Origin of the sequence: Nocardioides sp. NPDC059952 (genome assembly GCF_042730435.1) — a bacterium.
In the GTDB taxonomy this organism is placed as follows: Bacteria; Actinomycetota; Actinomycetes; order Propionibacteriales; family Nocardioidaceae; genus Nocardioides.
This window is the reverse complement of sequence record NZ_JBHWLY010000014.1, coordinates 76,550-93,799: the sequence shown is the minus strand read 5'-3', so window position 1 is coordinate 93,799 and position 17,250 is coordinate 76,550. Positions and strand designations below refer to the sequence as shown.

General features: G+C 69.1%; 18 protein-coding genes. 8 read left to right on the top strand and 10 right to left on the bottom strand.

Annotated features, from left to right (window positions below; genetic code table 11):
- Positions 1–13: 13 nt before the first annotated feature.
- The 7 genes from ACFV9G_RS09295 to ACFV9G_RS09265 form a co-directional block, all read right to left on the bottom strand.
- On the bottom strand, positions 14–493 hold the full coding sequence (locus ACFV9G_RS09295; RefSeq protein ID WP_378727017.1) for an FxsA family protein: 480 nt from the start codon (positions 491–493) through the stop codon (positions 14–16).
- Entirely contained in the window at positions 490–1,242 is a 753-nt protein-coding gene (locus ACFV9G_RS09290; protein ID WP_378727023.1) for a polyprenol monophosphomannose synthase, read from the bottom strand. Before ACFV9G_RS09290 ends, ACFV9G_RS09295 begins: the two co-directional genes overlap by 4 nt.
- 499 nt (positions 1,243–1,741) lie before the next feature.
- Complete coding sequence (locus tag ACFV9G_RS09285) at positions 1,742–2,140, bottom strand: hotdog domain-containing protein (protein ID WP_378727016.1); 399 nt, start codon at positions 2,138–2,140, stop codon at positions 1,742–1,744.
- Positions 2,137–2,877 carry an OAM dimerization domain-containing protein gene (locus ACFV9G_RS09280; RefSeq protein ID WP_378727014.1) on the bottom strand — a complete coding sequence of 247 codons (741 nt, stop codon included), beginning with the start codon at positions 2,875–2,877 and terminating at the stop codon, positions 2,137–2,139. Before ACFV9G_RS09280 ends, ACFV9G_RS09285 begins: the two co-directional genes overlap by 4 nt.
- Positions 2,874–4,442, bottom strand: coding sequence for a lysine 5,6-aminomutase subunit alpha (locus ACFV9G_RS09275; RefSeq protein ID WP_378727012.1), 1,569 nt, complete (start codon positions 4,440–4,442; stop codon positions 2,874–2,876). The genes ACFV9G_RS09280 and ACFV9G_RS09275 overlap by 4 nt, the downstream gene beginning before the upstream one ends.
- Positions 4,439–6,007: an amidohydrolase gene (locus tag ACFV9G_RS09270; RefSeq protein WP_378727010.1), complete on the bottom strand. Its 1,569-nt coding sequence runs from the start codon at positions 6,005–6,007 to the stop codon at positions 4,439–4,441. The genes ACFV9G_RS09275 and ACFV9G_RS09270 overlap by 4 nt, the downstream gene beginning before the upstream one ends.
- A complete protein-coding gene (locus ACFV9G_RS09265; protein WP_378727008.1) occupies positions 6,004–7,050 on the bottom strand; it encodes an L-erythro-3,5-diaminohexanoate dehydrogenase in 1,047 nt (348 codons plus the stop codon). The genes ACFV9G_RS09270 and ACFV9G_RS09265 overlap by 4 nt, the downstream gene beginning before the upstream one ends.
- Positions 7,051–7,159: 109 nt before the next feature.
- Between ACFV9G_RS09265 and ACFV9G_RS09260 the strand changes: the two genes are divergently transcribed.
- Positions 7,160–8,536, top strand: a complete 1,377-nt coding sequence (locus tag ACFV9G_RS09260) for a KamA family radical SAM protein (protein ID WP_378727006.1) — start codon at positions 7,160–7,162, stop codon at positions 8,534–8,536.
- A 123-nt stretch (positions 8,537–8,659) separates the two neighbouring features.
- Positions 8,660–9,556 (top strand): universal stress protein, encoded by an 897-nt coding sequence (locus ACFV9G_RS09255; RefSeq protein WP_378727004.1) that lies wholly within the window; start codon positions 8,660–8,662, stop codon positions 9,554–9,556.
- Positions 9,557–9,576: 20 nt separating this feature from the next.
- On the opposite strand, the gene ACFV9G_RS09250 is transcribed toward ACFV9G_RS09255, so the two are convergent.
- The 3 genes from ACFV9G_RS09250 to ACFV9G_RS09240 all read right to left on the bottom strand — a co-directional run bounded on the left by ACFV9G_RS09250 (position 9,577) and on the right by ACFV9G_RS09240 (position 11,572).
- Positions 9,577–10,020: an Lrp/AsnC family transcriptional regulator gene (locus ACFV9G_RS09250; RefSeq protein ID WP_378727021.1), complete on the bottom strand. Its 444-nt coding sequence runs from the start codon at positions 10,018–10,020 to the stop codon at positions 9,577–9,579.
- Positions 10,021–10,133: 113 nt separating this feature from the next.
- On the bottom strand, positions 10,134–10,835 hold the full coding sequence (locus ACFV9G_RS09245) for a cache domain-containing protein (RefSeq protein WP_378727001.1): 702 nt from the start codon (positions 10,833–10,835) through the stop codon (positions 10,134–10,136).
- Positions 10,832–11,572, bottom strand: a complete 741-nt coding sequence (locus ACFV9G_RS09240) for a FadR/GntR family transcriptional regulator (RefSeq protein WP_378726999.1) — start codon at positions 11,570–11,572, stop codon at positions 10,832–10,834. The genes ACFV9G_RS09245 and ACFV9G_RS09240 overlap by 4 nt, the downstream gene beginning before the upstream one ends.
- A gap of 86 nt (positions 11,573–11,658) precedes the next feature.
- Here ACFV9G_RS09240 and ACFV9G_RS09235 point away from each other — a divergent pair, with 86 nt between their 5' ends.
- The 6 genes from ACFV9G_RS09235 to ACFV9G_RS09210 all read left to right on the top strand — a co-directional run bounded on the left by ACFV9G_RS09235 (position 11,659) and on the right by ACFV9G_RS09210 (position 17,080).
- The gene (locus tag ACFV9G_RS09235) at positions 11,659–12,729 is read left to right on the top strand and encodes an ABC transporter ATP-binding protein (protein ID WP_378726997.1); all 1,071 of its coding nucleotides are present in this window, start codon (positions 11,659–11,661) and stop codon (positions 12,727–12,729) included.
- Positions 12,730–12,754: 25 nt separating this feature from the next.
- Positions 12,755–13,942, top strand: a complete 1,188-nt coding sequence (locus ACFV9G_RS09230) for an ABC transporter substrate-binding protein (protein ID WP_378726995.1) — start codon at positions 12,755–12,757, stop codon at positions 13,940–13,942.
- Positions 13,943–13,944: 2 nt separating this feature from the next.
- On the top strand, positions 13,945–14,799 hold the full coding sequence (locus tag ACFV9G_RS09225) for an ABC transporter permease (RefSeq protein ID WP_378726992.1): 855 nt from the start codon (positions 13,945–13,947) through the stop codon (positions 14,797–14,799).
- Positions 14,796–15,608 carry an ABC transporter permease gene (locus ACFV9G_RS09220; RefSeq protein WP_378726990.1) on the top strand — a complete coding sequence of 271 codons (813 nt, stop codon included), beginning with the start codon at positions 14,796–14,798 and terminating at the stop codon, positions 15,606–15,608. The genes ACFV9G_RS09225 and ACFV9G_RS09220 overlap by 4 nt, the downstream gene beginning before the upstream one ends.
- A gap of 24 nt (positions 15,609–15,632) precedes the next feature.
- The gene (locus ACFV9G_RS09215) at positions 15,633–16,541 is read left to right on the top strand and encodes a 5'-3' exonuclease H3TH domain-containing protein (RefSeq protein ID WP_378727019.1); all 909 of its coding nucleotides are present in this window, start codon (positions 15,633–15,635) and stop codon (positions 16,539–16,541) included.
- A gap of 101 nt (positions 16,542–16,642) precedes the next feature.
- Positions 16,643–17,080 (top strand): SsgA family sporulation/cell division regulator, encoded by a 438-nt coding sequence (locus ACFV9G_RS09210; RefSeq protein ID WP_378726988.1) that lies wholly within the window; start codon positions 16,643–16,645, stop codon positions 17,078–17,080.
- Positions 17,081–17,250 lie beyond the last annotated feature (170 nt).

The following is a 17,250-nucleotide window of genomic DNA, read 5'->3' as shown; positions in this document are numbered from 1 at the left end:
CCGTCGGCGAATCTCAGGCCGGGTTGTCCTTGTCGATGACCTCGCCGGTGACGATGTCGTCGTTACGGGGCCGGGGCCCGGGACCGAAGGTCGAGGGCATGGCCGCGGTGACGAGGCGCTTCTGCACGACCGTGGCCAGGATGCGGCGGAAGAACGGCCGGGTGAACGGCAGGATCAGCACGATGCCGAAGATGTCGGTCACGAATCCGGGGCTGAGCATCAGCGCGCCACCGAGCAGGATCAGCGCGCCGTCGGCGATCTCGTTGGAGGGAAGCTTGCCGGTGGACAGGGCCGTCGACAGCGCGGACCAGGCCCGGGCGCCCTCGCGACGCATCAGCCAGGCCCCGAAGATCGAATCGGCGATCAGCAGCAGGATCGTCCACCACACGCCGATGACCTGGCCGACCTGGATGAGCACGAACAGCTCGGCCAGCGGCAACACCAGGAACAGGAGCACCAGCACCCAGGAGAACCTGCGGCGTCGGGTGGTCATCGACGGCCTCCCACGAGACGGTCCAGCCCGAAGCGACGCAGCAGCCGAAGCAGCTGGTCACGACGCTCGGCCAGGCCCCAGCGGGTCACCCGGCGCATCGACTCGGCGGCGACCCCGGGGCTCATCTTCGACTCGCCCCGGACGCGCTCGATGAACTGGATCGGGACCTCCTTGACGGTGAGGCCGGCCCGCAGCGTGCGCGTCACCATCTCGGTCTGGAAGACATAGCCGGTCGACTCGACGCTGTTCAGCTGCAGCTTCTCCAGCGTCGTACGCCGGAAGAGGCGGTAGCCCGCGGTGGCGTCGTGGACGCCGATGCCGAGCAGGAGCCGGACGTAGAGGTTGCCGCCGACCGAGAGCAGGCGGCGTGACATGGGCCAGTTGACCACGGAGCCGCCGCGAACCCAGCGCGCGCCGATCACCAGGTCGGCAGAGGTGAGCGCCTCCAGCAGCAGGTGGAGCTCCTCGGGCTGGTGCGAGCCGTCGGCGTCCATCTCGCCCACGACGTCGTAGCCCTGCTCGAGGGCCCATCCGAACCCGTGCAGGTAGGCAGCGCCCAGCCCGGCCTTCTCGGTGCGGTGCAGCACGTGGATCTGGTCGTCGTTGTCGGCCAGCTCGTTGGCGATCGTGCCGGTGCCGTCGGGTGAGCCGTCGTCGACGACCAGGACGTCGAGGCGTGGCTGCGCCTTGCGCAGCCGCCCGACGATCCAGGCGAGGTTGTCCGCCTCGTTGTAGGTCGGGATGACCATCACCGCCCGGCCGATCTCGGTCCAGGGTGGAAGCTGCTCGTTCGTCACGTACGCCGGCCTTGTCAAGGAATGGGGGTGGAGATCACAGGATATCCGGCCGTTGGTCACATGCTCGAATGCCAATCAGCAGAGCCGCGGGAGCACCAAGGCGTTCTTCGGGCCGTTCCGATCCCTGCTGGAGACAAGGGGACGATCGTTGTCTAAGGGCGCCTCGGCCCTCCCGCGTTGCCCTCGCGGCCGTTGACCGCGCCCACGAAAACGTGTCGAAGGCATGCCTGGCTCGACACCCCCGACCCGATTCGTCGAGCGCCGGTCCGCCGGCCGCAACTCTGCATGGGCGAACGCTGACACCATCACCCGCTGGCTCTGCGGAAGTCAACACGGCTCTGACCTGCGGAAACAAGTGTTTTCGCAGGTCAGCCACAGCCTTGCGGGCGTGAGAAAGTGAAGAATTCGCGAGGAACCTCGGCGTGTCGTCTTCGCGTACTCGTTACGACACTCAGGGAACGACGACAGTACCTCGCGCGGAGGTGGCGAGCAGCGACTCCCCCAGGATCTCAGCGGCCCCCGGACGGGCCTCGGTCGCGGCTCCTCGGGCCACGACGTACACCGCGAACGCCATCACCCGCGACCGGGTCCCGGCCTTGATCAGCTCGCAGGTGATCTCCAGGACGTCGCCCGCACGCACGGGGGCCTTGAACTGCACGTCGTCGTAGGAGGCGAACAGACCCTCGTCACCGTCGGTGAGGATGCACATCTCGGTCGCGACGTCGCCGAAGAGACCCAGGCTGTAGGCCCCGTCGACCAGGTTCCCGGCGTAGTGGGCGTGGGAGTAGGGGACGTAGCGGCGGTGGACGACCTTGGTGCCGACCTCCGGGCCGGCGTTCGGGAGGGTCATGCGGCGGGCTCCTTCGCGGTGGTGCGGTGGACGAGGTAGGAGGCGACCTCGGCGGGGGTGGTGCCGCGGCCGAAGATGCGGTCGACGCCGAGCTCGGTGGTCATCGACTCGTCGAATCGTGGACCACCCGCGACGAGGAGCGGCCGCTCCCCCGCCGGGTAGGCCTCGCGGAACGCCGCCGACATCTCCCGGGTATTGAGCAGGTGCGCGTCGCGCTGGGTGACGACCTGGGAGACGAGAACGGCGTCGGCGCGCCGGGTGACGGCAGCCTCGACCAGGGAAGGCACCGAGACCTGGGCGCCGAGGTTCACGACCTCGATCTCCTTGTAGTACTCCAGCCCCTTCTCCCCCGCGAAACCCTTGATGTTGAGGATCGCGTCGATCCCGACGGTGTGGGCGTCGGTGCCGATGCAGGCGCCGACGACGACCATCGGACGCCGCAGGGTCTCCTTGATCACCGCGTTGGCCTCCTTCGGCGTCAGCAGCGGGAAGTCACGCTCGACGACCTGCACCTTGTCGGTGTCGACGAGGTGCTTCACCTGTCCGTAGACGACGAAGAAGGTGAAGTCGTCGCCCATCGGCTTGGAATGGACGACCATCGCCGGCTCCATACCCATCTTGTTGGCCAGCTGCAGCGCGGCGCCGTCGGCGACCTTGCTGTGCTTGATCGGCAACGTGAAGGAGACCTGCACCATCCCGTCGCCGGTGGTGTCGCCGTACGGTCGGATGATGCTCACTTGCCCTCCAGGCTCTGCTTGTCGAGTTCGGCGCTAGCCGGGTTGTAGTACGCCTCGGACTTCTCGGCGACGCCCTCGAGGCCCTTGCCTGCGTCAGCGGGGCGCTTCATCAGGCCGAAGGTGCCGTCGGCGATCGCGTCGAGCAGCCCGTTGGGTTCGTCGATGATCTTCCCGAGCAGGTCGATCGACTCCCCCAGGACCTCGCGCGCCCGGTTGGCGATGAACCCGTCAGGGGCCGGGTGGAAGTCCTCGCCGAGGCGACCTGCCGCGTCCATGACGTACCGGACGTTCTGCAGGGCCAGGTCGCGGTCGGAGATCCATGGCGTCACGACCGCCTCGGTCATCATCCCCACCAGCAGGATGCCCTGGTCGGTCATCGCGCCGGCCAGGTTGAAGAACCCGTCGAGCAGGTAGCCCTTGAAGATGTCGCCGGTCATGTGCCGCGTCGGGGGCATCCACTTCAGCGGGGCGTCGGGGAAGATCGTCTTCGCCAGCAGCGCGTGCGCGAGCTCGAGGCGGAACGAGTCCGGCACATCGGGGTTGATCTCGAAGGCGTGGCCCAGACCCAGCTGCCAGTCCTCGAGGCCGGCCTCCTTGGCGAAGTACTCGTTGAGCAGCTGGCTCGTGGTGACTGTGTGCGCCGCCTCGACCGCGTCGGCGGTGGTGAGGTAGTTGTCCTCGCCGGTGTTGATGATGATCCCGGCCCGCGCGTGGATCTGGCGGGAGAGCCGTTGGTCGACGAACGTACGCACCGGGTTGATGTCGCGGAACAGGATCCCGTACATCGAGTCGTTGAGCATCATGTCGAGGCGCTCCATGCCCGCCAGCGCGGCGATCTCGGGCATGCACAACCCGCTCGCGTAGTTGGTGAGCCGGACGTAGCGGCCGAGCTCGCGGGAGGTCTCGTCGAGCGCGGCCCGCATCAGCCGGAAGTTCTCCTGGGTCGCGTACGTCCCGGCGAACCCCTCCCGGGTGGCGCCTTCGGGCACGTAGTCGAGGAGCGACTGGCCGGTCGAGCGGATCACCGCGATGATGTCGGCGCCCTCGCGTGCGGCCGCCTGCGCCTGCGGGATGTCCTCGTAGATGTCACCGGTGGCCACGATCAGATAGATCCACGGCTTGCGGGGCGCGTCGCCGATCTCGGCGATCATTCGCTCGCGCGCCACCCGGCTGGCATCGAGCCGGGCGATGCCGGCACCGACCGCCTCGCGGGCGTGCTTGGCGGCCAGCTCGGCCTCGGCGCCCTCGGGCAGGCGGAAGGTGACCTGGCCGGCGGCGGCCTCCTCGGCGAGGCGCGAGAGATCGTTGCCGTGACCGGCCAGCGCCTGCCAGACCGGCAGCGCGACCCCGTGCTCCAGCCCGATGTCGGCGCGCACCGCGTCGACCAGGTGGTTGACCCACGGGGTGCCGTCCGGGTCGGCGCCGGCGAGCCCGGCCAGCCGCAGCGTGGCCCGCTCGACGGCGACGGTGGTGTGCTTGGTGGCCATCTCGACGATCGGGTCGCCGACCTTCGCGGCCAGTGCGCGGGCGTGGGCGATCGTGCGTGGGTCCAGATCCAGTCTCACCGGACACCCTCCTTCTCGGATCGGTCCTTCTCGAATACGGTCCTGCCGTCGACGACGGTCTGCAGGCAGGAAGTGATGACGTCGGCGACGTCGGGTGCGGTCAGGTCGGGGAACGCGGTGCGGTCCCACACGGCGTACGTCGCCCGCTGACCCACGGCCAGCGTGCCGGCGTCGTCGATGCCGGCCGCGTACCAGCCGTCGGCGGTGTGGGCGGCGAACGCCTCGGCCGGGGTGATGCCCTGGCCGGGCGTGCGGTGGTGAACGGCCGCGTGCAATGCCGCCCACGGGTCCAGCGGCGTGACCGGCGAGTCGGAGCCGAAGGCGAGGCGTACGCCGGCGTCGAGCAGGGTCCGGAACGGGTTCATCTCCTGCCAGCGCTCCCCCAGCCGGGCGGCGTACATCCGGTCGGGGCCACCCCACAGACCGTCGAACATCGGCTGCACGCTCGCGACCACGCCCAGGTCGGCGAAGGTCTCGATCGCGGCCGGCGAGGGCAGCTCGCAGTGCTCGAGCCGGTGGCGCCGGGCTCTCACCGCGTCGGGGCCGAGCGCTCGGGCGGCGAGCCGGAACGCCCGGGCGATGTTGTCGATCGCCTGGTCGCCGATGCAGTGGAAGCCTGCCTGTACCCCGCGCCGGGTGCAGCCGATGATGTGCTCAGCCATCTGCTCCGGGGCGAGGTAGGCGTGGCCACGGTGACCGGCCAGGTCGGCATAGTCGCTGGTCATGGCTGCGCTTCGGGACCCGATCGAGCCGTCCGCGCTGAGGTCGCCGGCGAGACCGGAGAGGTCGTCGAGACGGTCCAGGTCGCCGAAGCCGAGGTGGGCGCCCCAGTAGTAGGTGCCGTGCAGGCCGGCCGCCGCGGCTTCGGACTGGACGGCGGTCAGGTCCGACTCGGGGCCGATGTCGGGCCCCGCGTTGTCGTGGAAGGCACCGATGCCCAGGCCGGCCATGGTCCGCAACGCCGCACGCGCACCGCGCTGGGCATCGCCGGCGGGGGTGAGGTCGGCCAGCAGCGGCAGCAGCGCACGCAACGCCTCCCGCTCCACACGCCCGTCCGGCGTCCAGCCCGCGAGCCCGGTGATCCCGGGCACCTCAATCATCAGCGCGCTGGACACCACCGCGGAATGGCCGTCGATGCGGTTGAGATAGACCTTGCGCCCGCCCGAGACGCGGTCGAGCTCGGCCGCTGTCGGCAGGGTCGGGTCGGGCCAGAGCGTCTCGTCCCAACCCTGGGCGATGACCAGGGCGTCGGGGCCGAGGCCCGTGACGTACGCGGCGAGCTTCTCGAGCACCGCGTCCCGGCTGGGCGTGCCGACGAGGTCGAGGCCGAGGATCTGCTCCCCGGTCTCGACGACGTGGACATGACTGTCGACGAAGGCAGGCGTGACCAGGCGCCCGCCGAGGTCGACCACCTCGTCGGGAACCGCGAAGCCTGCTCGCGTGAATGCAGTGGGGTCGGTGCCGGTCCAGACGATGCGCCCGTCCTCGACGGCCATCGCCGAGACAGGTCCGTCCGTGGCCAGGCCGGTGTGGATCACACCGTTGCGCAGCATGATGCAGGTCACGGCGCCAGTCTGCCCTCGAAGAGCGTCCGGACGCCCGGGTTCGCCCGGAGAAGATCCAGCGCGTAGGCGGCATGCCCGGGCACGTAGCCGTTGCCGACGAGCATCGTGACGTCGGCGGCGAGGCCCTCGGCGCCGAGCGCGGCGGCGGAGAACGAGGTCGCCATCGAGAAGAAGATGACGGTGCCCCGGTCGGCGGTGGCGAGGATGGCTCCACCCTCGCAGCCGGGTACGTCCACGCAGACGACGGTGACGTCGGCTGGACCGCCCGCCTTGGCGACGGCGTCACGCAGCGCGACCGGGTTGCGGGCGTCGGCGACCACGACCTCGTCGGCCAGGCCCGCCTCGCGAAGGCGCTCGGCCTCCGTCTCGGTCGGGACGATGCCGATCAGGTGGCCGGCGCCCGCGTCGCGGGCCGCGGCCAGCGACAGCGAGCCGGACTTGCCGCCACCACCGATCACGGCGACCACACCACCCGCATAGCGCTCCGAGACGACCCGCCGGGTCAGCGCCGGGGCGCCGCACACGTCCATCACCGAGAGCGCGAGCTCGGGGGCGAGGTCGTCGGGCAGAACCGCGGCGATCGAACGGCCGAACAGGATGGCGTAGCCGTCGCACGGCACCTGCTCGTCCTCTCCGGTCCAACGCGCGAGGCCGTCCTCGATCACCAGCGGCGTCAGCGTCAGCGACACCAGCGTCGCGACCTTGTCCCCGACCTTCAGCCCGAGGGGCGACTCCGGGCCGACCTCCTCGACGACACCGACGAGCATGCCGCCCGACCCGGTCACCGGGTTCTGCATCTTGCCGCGGTCGGCGACGATGTCGAGAACCTCGCGGCGTACGGCCTCTCCGTCGCCGGCGTGTGCGGACTCCAGCTGCCGGAACGAGGCGGCGTCCAGGTTCAGCCGCTCCACCCGGATCCGCACCTCGTCGGGACAGATGGTCCTTCGGGTGTCGAGCCTCCGGGCTGCCTGAGGCAGCGGCAACGAGCCGCCCACCGGCTCATCGAGCACCCGGTGCAGGCCTGTCGGGTCAGAAGTGGTCACGTCGTACGCCTCCTTGCGTTCGTCTCATGCCGGACCCTATCAGCGGTGGATGGAAGAATTGCGGCCTAGGCTTGCAACTACCGGAGGATCTCCCGCTATGGTGGAGAACATGACGGCAACCATCGAGCCCACGACCCGAGACGGACAGCCCTACGCCTACCAGCGCGTCGAGCTGGTCGAGCCCGACTGGACCCGGTTCCCGGGGTGGGCCGACATCACCGAGGAGCAGTGGCGCGACGTGCAGTGGCAGCGCGTCAACTGCATCAAGAACGTCCGCCAGATGCGCGCGCTGATGGGCGATCTTCTCGACGAGCGGTTCTACGCCGACCTCGAGCGCGACATGGCGGAGCGGGCGACGATGTCGATGCTGGTGCCGCCGCAGATGGTCAACACGATGGTTCCCGCCGGCGCCTCGGCCGGCGAGGAGTTCACCGCGGCCTTCTACGCGGACCCGATCCGGCACTACATGATCCCGGTCTTCTCCGACCGCCGCACCGACTGGCCCTCACACCCGCAGGCGAGCCGCGACTCGCTGCACGAGCACGACATGTGGGTCGCCGAAGGTCTGACCCACCGTTACCCGACCAAGGTGCTCGCCGAGCTGCTCTCCACCTGCCCGCAGTACTGCGGGCACTGCACCCGGATGGACCTGGTCGGCAACTCGACCCCGGTCATCGACAAGCTCAAGCTCACCGGCAAGCCCGTCGACCGCCACGAGGCGATGCTCGAATACCTCCGCAACACGCCGCAGGTGCGCGACGTGGTGGTCTCCGGCGGCGACGTGGCCAACCTGCCCTGGCCGCGGCTGGAGGACTTCCTCACCAAGCTGATGGCGATCGACAACATCCGCGACATCCGACTGGCCACCAAGGGCCTGATCGGTCTTCCCCAGCACTGGCTCCAGGAGCCGCTCCTGGAGGGGATGAACCGGGTGACCACCATCGCCCGCGAGCGCGGTGTCTCCCTGGCGATCCACACCCACGCCAACCACGCCAACTCGGTCACTCCCCTGGTCGCCGAGGCGTCCAAGGCGCTGCTGGCGGCCGGCGTGCGCGACGTACGCAACCAGGGAGTGCTGCTCGCCGGCGTCAACGCCGACAGCCACAGCCTGCTCGACCTGAGCTTCCGCCTGCTCGACGGCGCGCAGATCATGCCCTACTACTTCTACATGTGCGACATGATCCCGTTCAGCGAGCACTGGCGGGTCTCGGTCGCCGACGCGCAGCGGATGCAGCACGACATCATGGGTTACCTGCCCGGGTTCGCCACCCCGCGCATCGTCTGCGACGTACCTTTCGTCGGCAAGCGCTGGGTGCACCAGATCGCCGACTACGACACCGAGCGCGGCATCTCCTACTGGACCAAGAACTACCGCACCTCGATCGAGGCGTCCGACTCCGAGGCGCTGACCAGGACCTACGAGTACTACGACCCGATCCACACCCTGCCCGAGTCGGGCCAGGAGTGGTGGCGTACGCACGCCTGAGATCAAACCCGCACGCCGTCGTTCGCGGACTCCGGGAAAACACCCGCCGCGTGTGCGAGAGTCGCAGTAAAGGCCGAGCCGGTAGTGACCAGGGGGTGCTCGGCATGTCGCGGGAGGGTTCTCATGGTTGGACGGATCGTGGTCGGTATCGATGGCTCGGAGCAGAGCGCGGCAGCGCTCGACTGGGCGATCGCGCGCGCGGAGCTCGGTCGTGCGTCGCTGGCCTTGGTGAATGCGTACTCCGTGCCCCCCGCCGTGGAGTTCTACGGCTACACCCCGGGAGACTCACCGCTGGAGTGGTTCGGCGCGTACGGCGAGGAGCTGGTCGCTGCGGCGGCCGCCCATGTCAAGGAGGTGGCGCCTGGCGTGACCTGCACTCAGCACGTCCAGATGGGGCCGACCGCGCCCACCATCGCCGCGGTCGCGACTGCTGAGGACATGATCGTCGTCGGGCGCCGCGGGCTCGGGGCTGCCCGCAGCGCCGTGCTGGGCTCGGTCAGCAACCACCTCGCCACCCACGCGCCCTGCCCGGTCGTGGTCATCGGGGAGCACGACCCGATCCCGACCGACGGCCCCGTCGTCGTCGGCGTCGACGGCTCCGAGTTCGGTGATGTAGCGCTCAGGTACGCCTTGACCGAGGCTGCGCTGCGAAAGACGAGCGTACGCGCGGTGACGGTCACCGACCTGGCCACCGCACTCATTCCGTCCGACAGTGAGATCGTCGCCCGCGTCGAGGCGCACCTCGAGGCCGAGGCCGCCGAGATCGCACAGCGGAGCGTCGATCGGGCCTCCGACAACGGCCAGGCAACCGTCCCCGTCGAGTCGGTCATCGCGACCGGCCGGCCCTCGGCTGCGATCCTCGCGAACGCGACCGACGCCCAGCTGATCGTCGTCGGCTCGCACGGCAAGGGATTCCTGCGGCGTCTCTTCCTCGGGTCGACCAGCCGGGGGGTGCTGCACGGCGCGGACCGCCCGGTCGTGATCGTGGACGCTCCAGAGGTCGCCGAAGACCAGGACTGACCGGCGCTGGTCGCCGGGTCTCAGTGCGTCATGGTGGGGCGGTGCTCGTAGTAGGTGTACATCGCGATCGTGGTGCGCGTGGACACGTTGGCGACCGAACGGATCCGGCCGAGCAGCTCCTCGAGCGCCTCGGGCGTGGCGACGCGCACCTTGAGCATGTAGGACTCGACGCCTGCGATGGACCAGCAGGCCTCGACCTCGTTGAGGTCGGCGACGCGCTCGGGGGTGTCGTCGGGCTGCGAGGGGTCCATCGGCTGCACCGCGACGAACGCGGTCAACGGCACGCCGATCGCGGCGTAGTTGACGGTGGCGCCGTAGCCGGTGATGAGGCCACGCTGCTCGAGCCGCTTGACGCGCTGGTGCACCGCAGAGGTCGACAGACCGGTCGCCTTGCCCAGGTCCGTGTAGGACATCCGGCCGTCCTCCGCAAGAAGCTGGAGGATTTTACGGTCGGTGGCCTCGATCTCAGGTGCAGTCACGGCGACAGCGTACCCACAACAGCAATATCTCCGCCGCAACGTCCACAAAACTAGTTGATGTCGAAAGATTTCCGGCCACGCCGGCGGCGCGGGGAGCCTCAGCAGGGCCAGCCGGCGAGTGTCATCTGCTCGCCAGGACTGTCCGCAGAGCGCCGGACCACCGACAGCAGCCGCCCGACACGGGCCTCATCGGGGACGGGGTTCAGCGCCTCGCCGGTGGCCAGGTGCGGGTCGGCGGAGACGATGACCCGGCCGTGGGAGTTGACCAACGTCGCGCCGACCTCGCGCAGGCTGGGCAGCAGCATCGTCTCCAGGGTCTCGACCGAGGTGTCGGCGCCCGCGACGCCGACCATCCGGCCGCCCGCGTAGACCGGCAGCGTGGTCGTCAGGACGTACTCGTCGGCGCAGATGAAGTCGACGTAGGGACCGGCGACGTAGAGCTCGCCGGTGCGCTCCGGCACCCGGAACCACGGCTGACGCGTGTAGTCGATGGCTTCCCCTGTCGCGGGCACCTCGGCCTCGCCGAGGAAGTCCCGGCCCGGGCCCTGCCACCAGGCCAGGTAGAGCCGCCGGTCGGTGAGCGTGTCCGGCGCGACGACGAACCCACTGCCCAGCAGGTTCGGGTCCTGGAGGAAGGCCAGCGTGCCCTTCTCGACCTGCGCGATCAACGCGTCCGTGGTGACCGCTCCCGCGGCGAAGAGGGCACCGACCTCGGCGCGCACCCGCTCGAGCTCGGTGAGGATGGAACCGAAGTGCTGCTCGATCCGGGCGGCACAGGCGGCCGACACATCGATGTTCATGGTCGTACCACCTCATGGATCTCGGTCAGACGTTCAACGGCGTGGGTCACGTGGTCGCGTACGCTCCCCCGCGCCGCGGCGACGTCTCCCGCCTCCAGCGCGGCGACGAGCGCCCGATGCCGCGCGGCGGCGGCCAGACGGAAGTCGGACTCGCTCAGCGGCACTCGCAGCAACGTACCGAAGTCGGCCTCCTGTCGCACCACCTCCCGGGTGAGCCGCGCCGACTGGGTCAGCGCCGCCACCGAGAGATAGAGCTCGCTCTCGGCGTCGCGCCACCTGCCGACGTCGTCGCCAGCAAGTGGGATCAGCAGGTCCTGGAGGTCCTCGACCTCGTCGGGGGCCGCTCGTTCGGCCGCGAGCTCGGCACAGCCGGTCAGCACCACCTGATAGAGACTGGCCCGGTCGCGCAGCTCCACGCGCGACATGGTCGCCAGCCGCCCCTTCACGACGTCGCCGGGATCGGGAGCGCGTACGAAGGAGCCACCGCCGCGACCGCGGGTCGTCACCACCAGGCCCTGTGCCCGCAGCGAGACCAGGGCCTCGCGGGCGGTCACCGTCGCCACGCCCAGCATCTGGGCGAGCTCGAGCTCGCTCGGGAGCCGGTCACCGTCGGCGAGGACGCCCGAACGGATCGCCTCCGCCAGCCGGTTCTCGACACGTACGGCTCTGCCTTCGTCGCCGATCGGCGCGAAGATCGCCGACCTGGCGCGCGAGGTCGTCGCACGGGCGTTGGCCACGATCGGGCTCCTCCTTCGAGTGGGTTTACAAAGAACTTACGCAGATACCCTTTAAAATCTAAGATCTGGTTCCATATGATTCAGCAATGGGACCGACCGAATCTCCGCAGATCCAGCTCGAAGCCGTGACCAAGGCCTACGGCGACGTGATGGCTGTCGACGCCCTCGACCTGACCATCGGCGATGGTGAGTTCTTCTCCATGCTCGGGCCGTCCGGCTCCGGGAAGACGACGGTGCTGCGCCTGATCGCCGGCTTCGAGCACGCCGACTCCGGCACCATCCGCCTCGGCAGCGAGGACGTCACCGCACTGGCACCCTTCGACCGCGACGTCACCACCGTCTTCCAGGACTACGCCCTCTTCCCGCACTTCAACGTGCTCGAGAATGTGGCGTACGGCCTGCGTGTGCGTGGCGTCCCGAAGGCCGAACGCAGCTCCCGGGCACGCGAGGCCCTGGAGATGGTGCGACTCGGCCACGTCGCGAACCGGAAGCCGACCGAGCTCTCCGGCGGCCAGCGACAGCGGGTGGCGCTCGCCCGCGCCATCGTCGTACGCCCTCGGGTGCTCCTCCTCGACGAGCCGCTCGGCGCGCTCGACCTCAAGCTCCGCGAGCAGATGCAGGTCGAGCTCAAGCAGATCCAGCGCGAGCTGGGGATCACCTTCGTCTTCGTCACCCACGACCAGGAGGAGGCGCTCACCCTCAGCGACCGGATCGCGGTCTTCGACAGCGGTCAGATCGTGCAGCTGGGCACGCCGAAGGAGATCTACGAGCGGCCCACCTCGCAGTACGTCGCCGACTTCGTCGGCACCTCGAACGTCTTCGACGAGCAGGCGTCGAAGCGGATGCTGAAGATGGACGGCGCGTTCGCGCTGCGGCCCGAGAAGATCCTGCTGTCGCCGGAGACCGCCGGCGCCCCGGTCGGTGCGATGACCGCCGCCGGGGTGATCACCGAGTCCATCTACATCGGCACCGGGCACCGGGTCCACATCGAGCTCGAGGACGGCACCAGGCTGGTGGCCCTCGAGCAGAGCCGTGGCTCGCTGCACCCGGATGCCGCCGAACCAGAGTCTCGGGGCGACCGCGTGGTCGCCTCCTGGTCGCCGGGCGACCTGGTCCCCCTGGGCACCGATTCGTCCCGTGCCGTGCAACACCGATGAGCCAACACAACCAGAGAGGTTGACCATGCGAAACATCCCAACCACACACGCCGCCAGGCGCACCATCGGCGGCGCTCTCGCGGCCCTGTCCCTGATCACGCTGAGTGCCTGCGGCGGTGACAGCGGCGACTCCTCGACCGGCGCGGTCGAGGAGCTCGGCGAGAACGAGGGCGAGGTCTCGATCCTGGCCTGGCCCGGCTACGTCGAGGACGGCTCGACCGACCCCGAGGTCGACTGGGTCTCCAGCTTCGAGGAGGAGACCGGCTGTCAGGTCACCGCGAAGGTGTACGGCACCTCCGACGAGGCCTTCAACCTGGCCAAGTCGGGCGAGTACGACGTCGTGGCCGCCTCCGGCGACCTCACCCTGCGCATGATCGCGGCGGGCGAGGCGGCCGAGGTCAACACCGACCTGATCCCGAACTACGAGGGCATCTACGACTTCCTCAAGGACCGCGAGTGGAACACCGTGGACGACAAGAACTACGGCATCCCGCACGGCTACGGCGCCAACCTGCTGATGTACAACACCGACGACGTGACCCCCGCTCCGACCTCGTGGAAGGCGGTCTTCGAGGACGCGCCGAAGCACAAGGGCCAGGTCACCGCGTACGACTCGCCGATCTACATCGCCGACGCCGCGGTCTACCTGATGGCGCACCAGCCGGACCTGGGGATCGAGAACCCCTACTCGCTCGACGAGAAGCAGCTCGCCGCTGCCGTCGACCTGCTCAAGACCCAGCGGGCCTCCGTCGGTGAGTACTGGTCCGACTACACCAAGACGCAGGCCTCGTTCGAGACCGGCGACACCGTGGTCGGCACCACCTGGCAGGTGATCGCCAACCTGATCGACCCGAAGAAGGCCCCGGTCGAGGCGATCCTCCCCTCCGAGGGGGCGACCGGGTGGAACGACACCTGGATGATCTCCTCGGAGGCGAAGTCGCCCAACTGCGCCTACGCCTGGCTCAACCACATCGCCGACCCGGAGGTCAACGCCCAGGCGACGGAGTACTTCGGCGAGGCGCCCAACTCGGACAAGGCCTGCGAGTTCGCCTCCGAGGGGCACTGCGAGACCTTCCACGCCGGCGATGAGGAGTACGCCGAGCAGATCTGGTTCTGGAACACGCCGATCGAGAAGTGCCTGGACGGCCGGACCGACGTGAAGTGCACCGACTACCAGGACTGGACCAAGGCCTGGGCAGAGATCAAGGGCTGACCTTGACCTCTGTCAGCAGCACGCTCAGCAGGAGGCCGGGGATCCGCCTCGGCCTCCTGCTGGCCGCACCCCTCACCTGGCTGGTGCTCGTCTACGTCGTCGCCCTCGCCGCGTTGCTGGTGACGGCCTTCTGGACCATCGACTCCTTCACCAACGAGCTCGAGCGCACCTTCACCCTCGACAACATCCGCGAGATCACCGGCCAGGCGCTCTACCGGACCGTCACCCTGCGCACCATCGGGGTGGCCCTCCTGGTGACGCTCATCGACTGCCTGATCGCGCTCCCGGTCGGCTTCTACATGGCCAAGGTCGCCTCGCGGCGCTCACGCCATCTGCTGGTGATCGCCTTCCTGATGCCGCTGTGGGCGTCCTACCTGGTCAAGGCGCTCGCCTGGCGCTCGCTGCTGTCCAACGACGGGCTGCTGGACTGGGCCGGCGGCCTGGTCGGTCTCGGCACGCCGGGATTCGGCCTCACCGCGATCGTGCTCACCCAGGCGTACATCTGGCTCCCGTACGTCGTCCTGCCGGTCTACGCAGCCTATGAACGTGTCCCGGACTCGCTGCTCGACGCCGCCGGCGACCTCGGTGCCCGGCCGGCGCTGACGTTCCGCACGGTGGTGCTGCCGCTGGTGGTCCCGGGCCTGGTCGCGGGCTCGATCTTCGCGTTCTCGCTGACCATGGGCGACTACATCACGGTCAACATCGTCGGCGGCGCGAACCAGATGCTCGGCAACCTCGTCTTCATCAACTCGGGGTCCAACCTGCCGCTGGCCGCCGCGATCGCACTGATCCCGATCTTCGTGATCATGATCTACCTGGCGTTGGTACGCCGCACCGGAGCTCTGGAGAACCTATGACCATCTCGAGATCGACGCGGCGCCTGCTTGCCGTGTTCACCGGCCTGGTGCTCGCCATGCTCTACGCACCGCTCGCCCTGGTCGTGGTGAACTCGTTCAACACCTCCCAGGCGCTGACCTGGCCGCCCAGCGGCTTCACCACCGAGTGGTGGCAGCGCGCCGCGGTCAACCCGGGAGCCCACGACGCGATCCTCACCTCACTGACGGTGGCCGCGTGCGCGACCGCCATGGCTCTCCTCCTCGGCACGCTGCTCGGCCTGGCGATGCAGCGCTACTCCTTCTTCGGGAAGCAGTCCGTGAACCTGCTGGTGGTGCTCCCGATCGCCCTCCCAGGCATCGTCACCGGGATCGCGCTGTCCAACGCGTTCTCGTCGATCCTCGGCGTACGCCTGGGGTTCTTCACGCTCGTGGTGGCGCACGCGACCTTCTGCATCGTGACCGTCTTCAACAACGTGCAGGCGCGGTTGGGGCGGATGGGCGGCAACCTCGAGGAGGCCTCGGCCGACCTGGGGGCGGGGATGTGGACCACGTTCCGGCTGGTCACGCTCCCCCAGCTGCGCTCGGCGCTGCTGGCCGGAGGGCTGCTGGCGTTCGCGCTCAGCTTCGACGAGATCATCGTGACGACGTTCGCCGCCGGACCTGGTGTCACCACGCTGCCGGTCTGGATCCTGACCAACCTGTTCCGGCCCGGTCAGGCGCCGATCGTCAACGTGGTCGCGGTCGTCATGATCGTCGTCTCGGTCGCGCCGATCTGGCTCGCCCAGCGACTTTCCTCCGACCCGACCGACACCACGAGGGCGATTCATTAGGCTTCACCCGTGGCCGAACCTCGAATGCTCCTGCTGGACACCGCCTCGCTCTACTTCCGCGCCTTCTTCGGCGTGCCCGACATCCGAGCCGAGGACGGCACTCCGGTCAACGCCGTCCGCGGCCTGCTGGAGTTCATCACCCGGCTGGTCAACGACTACTCCCCCACCGACCTGGTGTGCTGCTGGGACAACGACTGGCGCCCGCAGTGGCGGGTCGACCTGATCCCCTCCTACAAGGCGCACCGGGTGGTGGAGGAGGTCGAGACCGCCCCCGACGTCGAGGAGGTCCCGGACCCGCTGCAGGTGCAGGTGCCGATCATCCGCGAGGTGCTCGCCGCAGCCGGGATCTGCGTCATCGGCGCCGACGGCTATGAGGCCGACGACGTGATCGGCACCCTCGCGACCGGCGCGGGGATGCCGGTCGACGTCGTCACCGGCGACCGCGACCTGTTCCAGCTCGTCGATGACGCTGCCGGCGTACGCATCCTCTACCCGACCCGGGGCGTGAGCGACCCGGATCTGGTCGACGAGAAGTGGGTGCTGGCCAAGTACGGCATCAGTGCCGCGCAGTACGCCGACTTCGCCACGATGCGTGGCGACACCTCCGACGGGCTGCCGGGCGTGAAGGGCGTCGGCGAGAAGACCGCCGCCAAGCTCCTCGAGCAGTACGGGGACCTGGAGGGGATCATCGCCGCGGTCGCCGACCCGACCACCCCGATCACCAAGGCGCAGCGGCAGAAGTTCATCGACGCGGCCCCGTATCTGGCGGTGGCACCGAAGGTCGTGGCGGTCGCCCGGGACATCCCGCTGGACCGAAGCGGCACCGCCCTGCCCGGCACTCCGGCCGACTCGGACCGGCTGCACGAGCTGGCCGCGACCTACAACCTCGCCTCCCCCGTCGCCCGCCTGGAAGCCGCGCTCGCGCGGGTGTGACACAGGTCTCCGCAACTCGATTCAGAAAGTTCGTAGAAACGGCATCATCTGCCGCGTACGTCTCCGTCTCCTTGGCAAGACCACGAACAAGGAGCGGACGAATGAGCGACATCAAGCACCCGGCAGTGCAGCAAGACATCAAGATCTCCTGCCTCGACCCGTGGGGCCGCACGGTGGACGTGCCGACGACCCTCGGCTACCGCGAGAACGACCCGTACGCAGTGAGCCTGACCTTCCACTCCGGCACGGGCGACGTCGAGTGGGTCGTGTCCCGCACACTGATGCTGCAGGGGCTGGCCGCCCCCGCCGGCGAGGGCGACGTGAAGATCTATCCCAGCATCGACGAGGACGCCAAGGCCGTCGCGGTCTTCGACTTCAGCTCCCCCGACGGCCGCCTGATCGCGACCGCCGACTCGCGCGAGGTGCAGATGTTCCTCGGCAAGTCCTTCTCGGCCGTTCCGGTCGGCTCCGAGAGCCAGCACCTCGATCTCGATGCGCTGATCGCAGACCTGCTGGGCAGCTCCTTCGACGCTGAGTAGGCACTCCGCCCGCCTGCTCATTCGTTCACGAACCCTCCCGTCCCGGATTCCCGGGGCTGGAGGGTTCGTGCCTTTTGCTGGCCGGAAGCGAGCCCTCGCCGTTGCCACATCAACTGTGGTAGTGATGTGCGTCACCCGCACCCCTCGGAGGTCACAGTGCTGCCAGCTTT

Excerpts from the sequence above, each read along its gene's own strand:
- ACFV9G_RS09295 (WP_378727017.1), bottom strand. The coding sequence starts at position 493 with ATGACCACCCGACGCCGCAGGTTCTCCTGGGTGCTGGTGCTCCTGTTC.
- ACFV9G_RS09290 (WP_378727023.1), bottom strand. The coding sequence starts at position 1,242 with ATGGTCATCCCGACCTACAACGAGGCGGACAACCTCGCCTGGATCGTC.
- ACFV9G_RS09285 (WP_378727016.1), bottom strand. The coding sequence starts at position 2,140 with ATGACCCTCCCGAACGCCGGCCCGGAGGTCGGCACCAAGGTCGTCCAC.
- ACFV9G_RS09260 (WP_378727006.1), top strand. The coding sequence starts at position 7,160 with ATGACGGCAACCATCGAGCCCACGACCCGAGACGGACAGCCCTACGCC.
- ACFV9G_RS09255 (WP_378727004.1), top strand. The coding sequence starts at position 8,660 with ATGGTTGGACGGATCGTGGTCGGTATCGATGGCTCGGAGCAGAGCGCG.
- ACFV9G_RS09245 (WP_378727001.1), bottom strand. The coding sequence starts at position 10,835 with ATGAACATCGATGTGTCGGCCGCCTGTGCCGCCCGGATCGAGCAGCAC.
- ACFV9G_RS09235 (WP_378726997.1), top strand. The coding sequence starts at position 11,659 with ATGGGACCGACCGAATCTCCGCAGATCCAGCTCGAAGCCGTGACCAAG.
- ACFV9G_RS09230 (WP_378726995.1), top strand. The coding sequence starts at position 12,755 with ATGCGAAACATCCCAACCACACACGCCGCCAGGCGCACCATCGGCGGC.
- ACFV9G_RS09220 (WP_378726990.1), top strand. The coding sequence starts at position 14,796 with ATGACCATCTCGAGATCGACGCGGCGCCTGCTTGCCGTGTTCACCGGC.
- ACFV9G_RS09215 (WP_378727019.1), top strand. The coding sequence starts at position 15,633 with ATGCTCCTGCTGGACACCGCCTCGCTCTACTTCCGCGCCTTCTTCGGC.
- ACFV9G_RS09210 (WP_378726988.1), top strand. The coding sequence starts at position 16,643 with ATGAGCGACATCAAGCACCCGGCAGTGCAGCAAGACATCAAGATCTCC.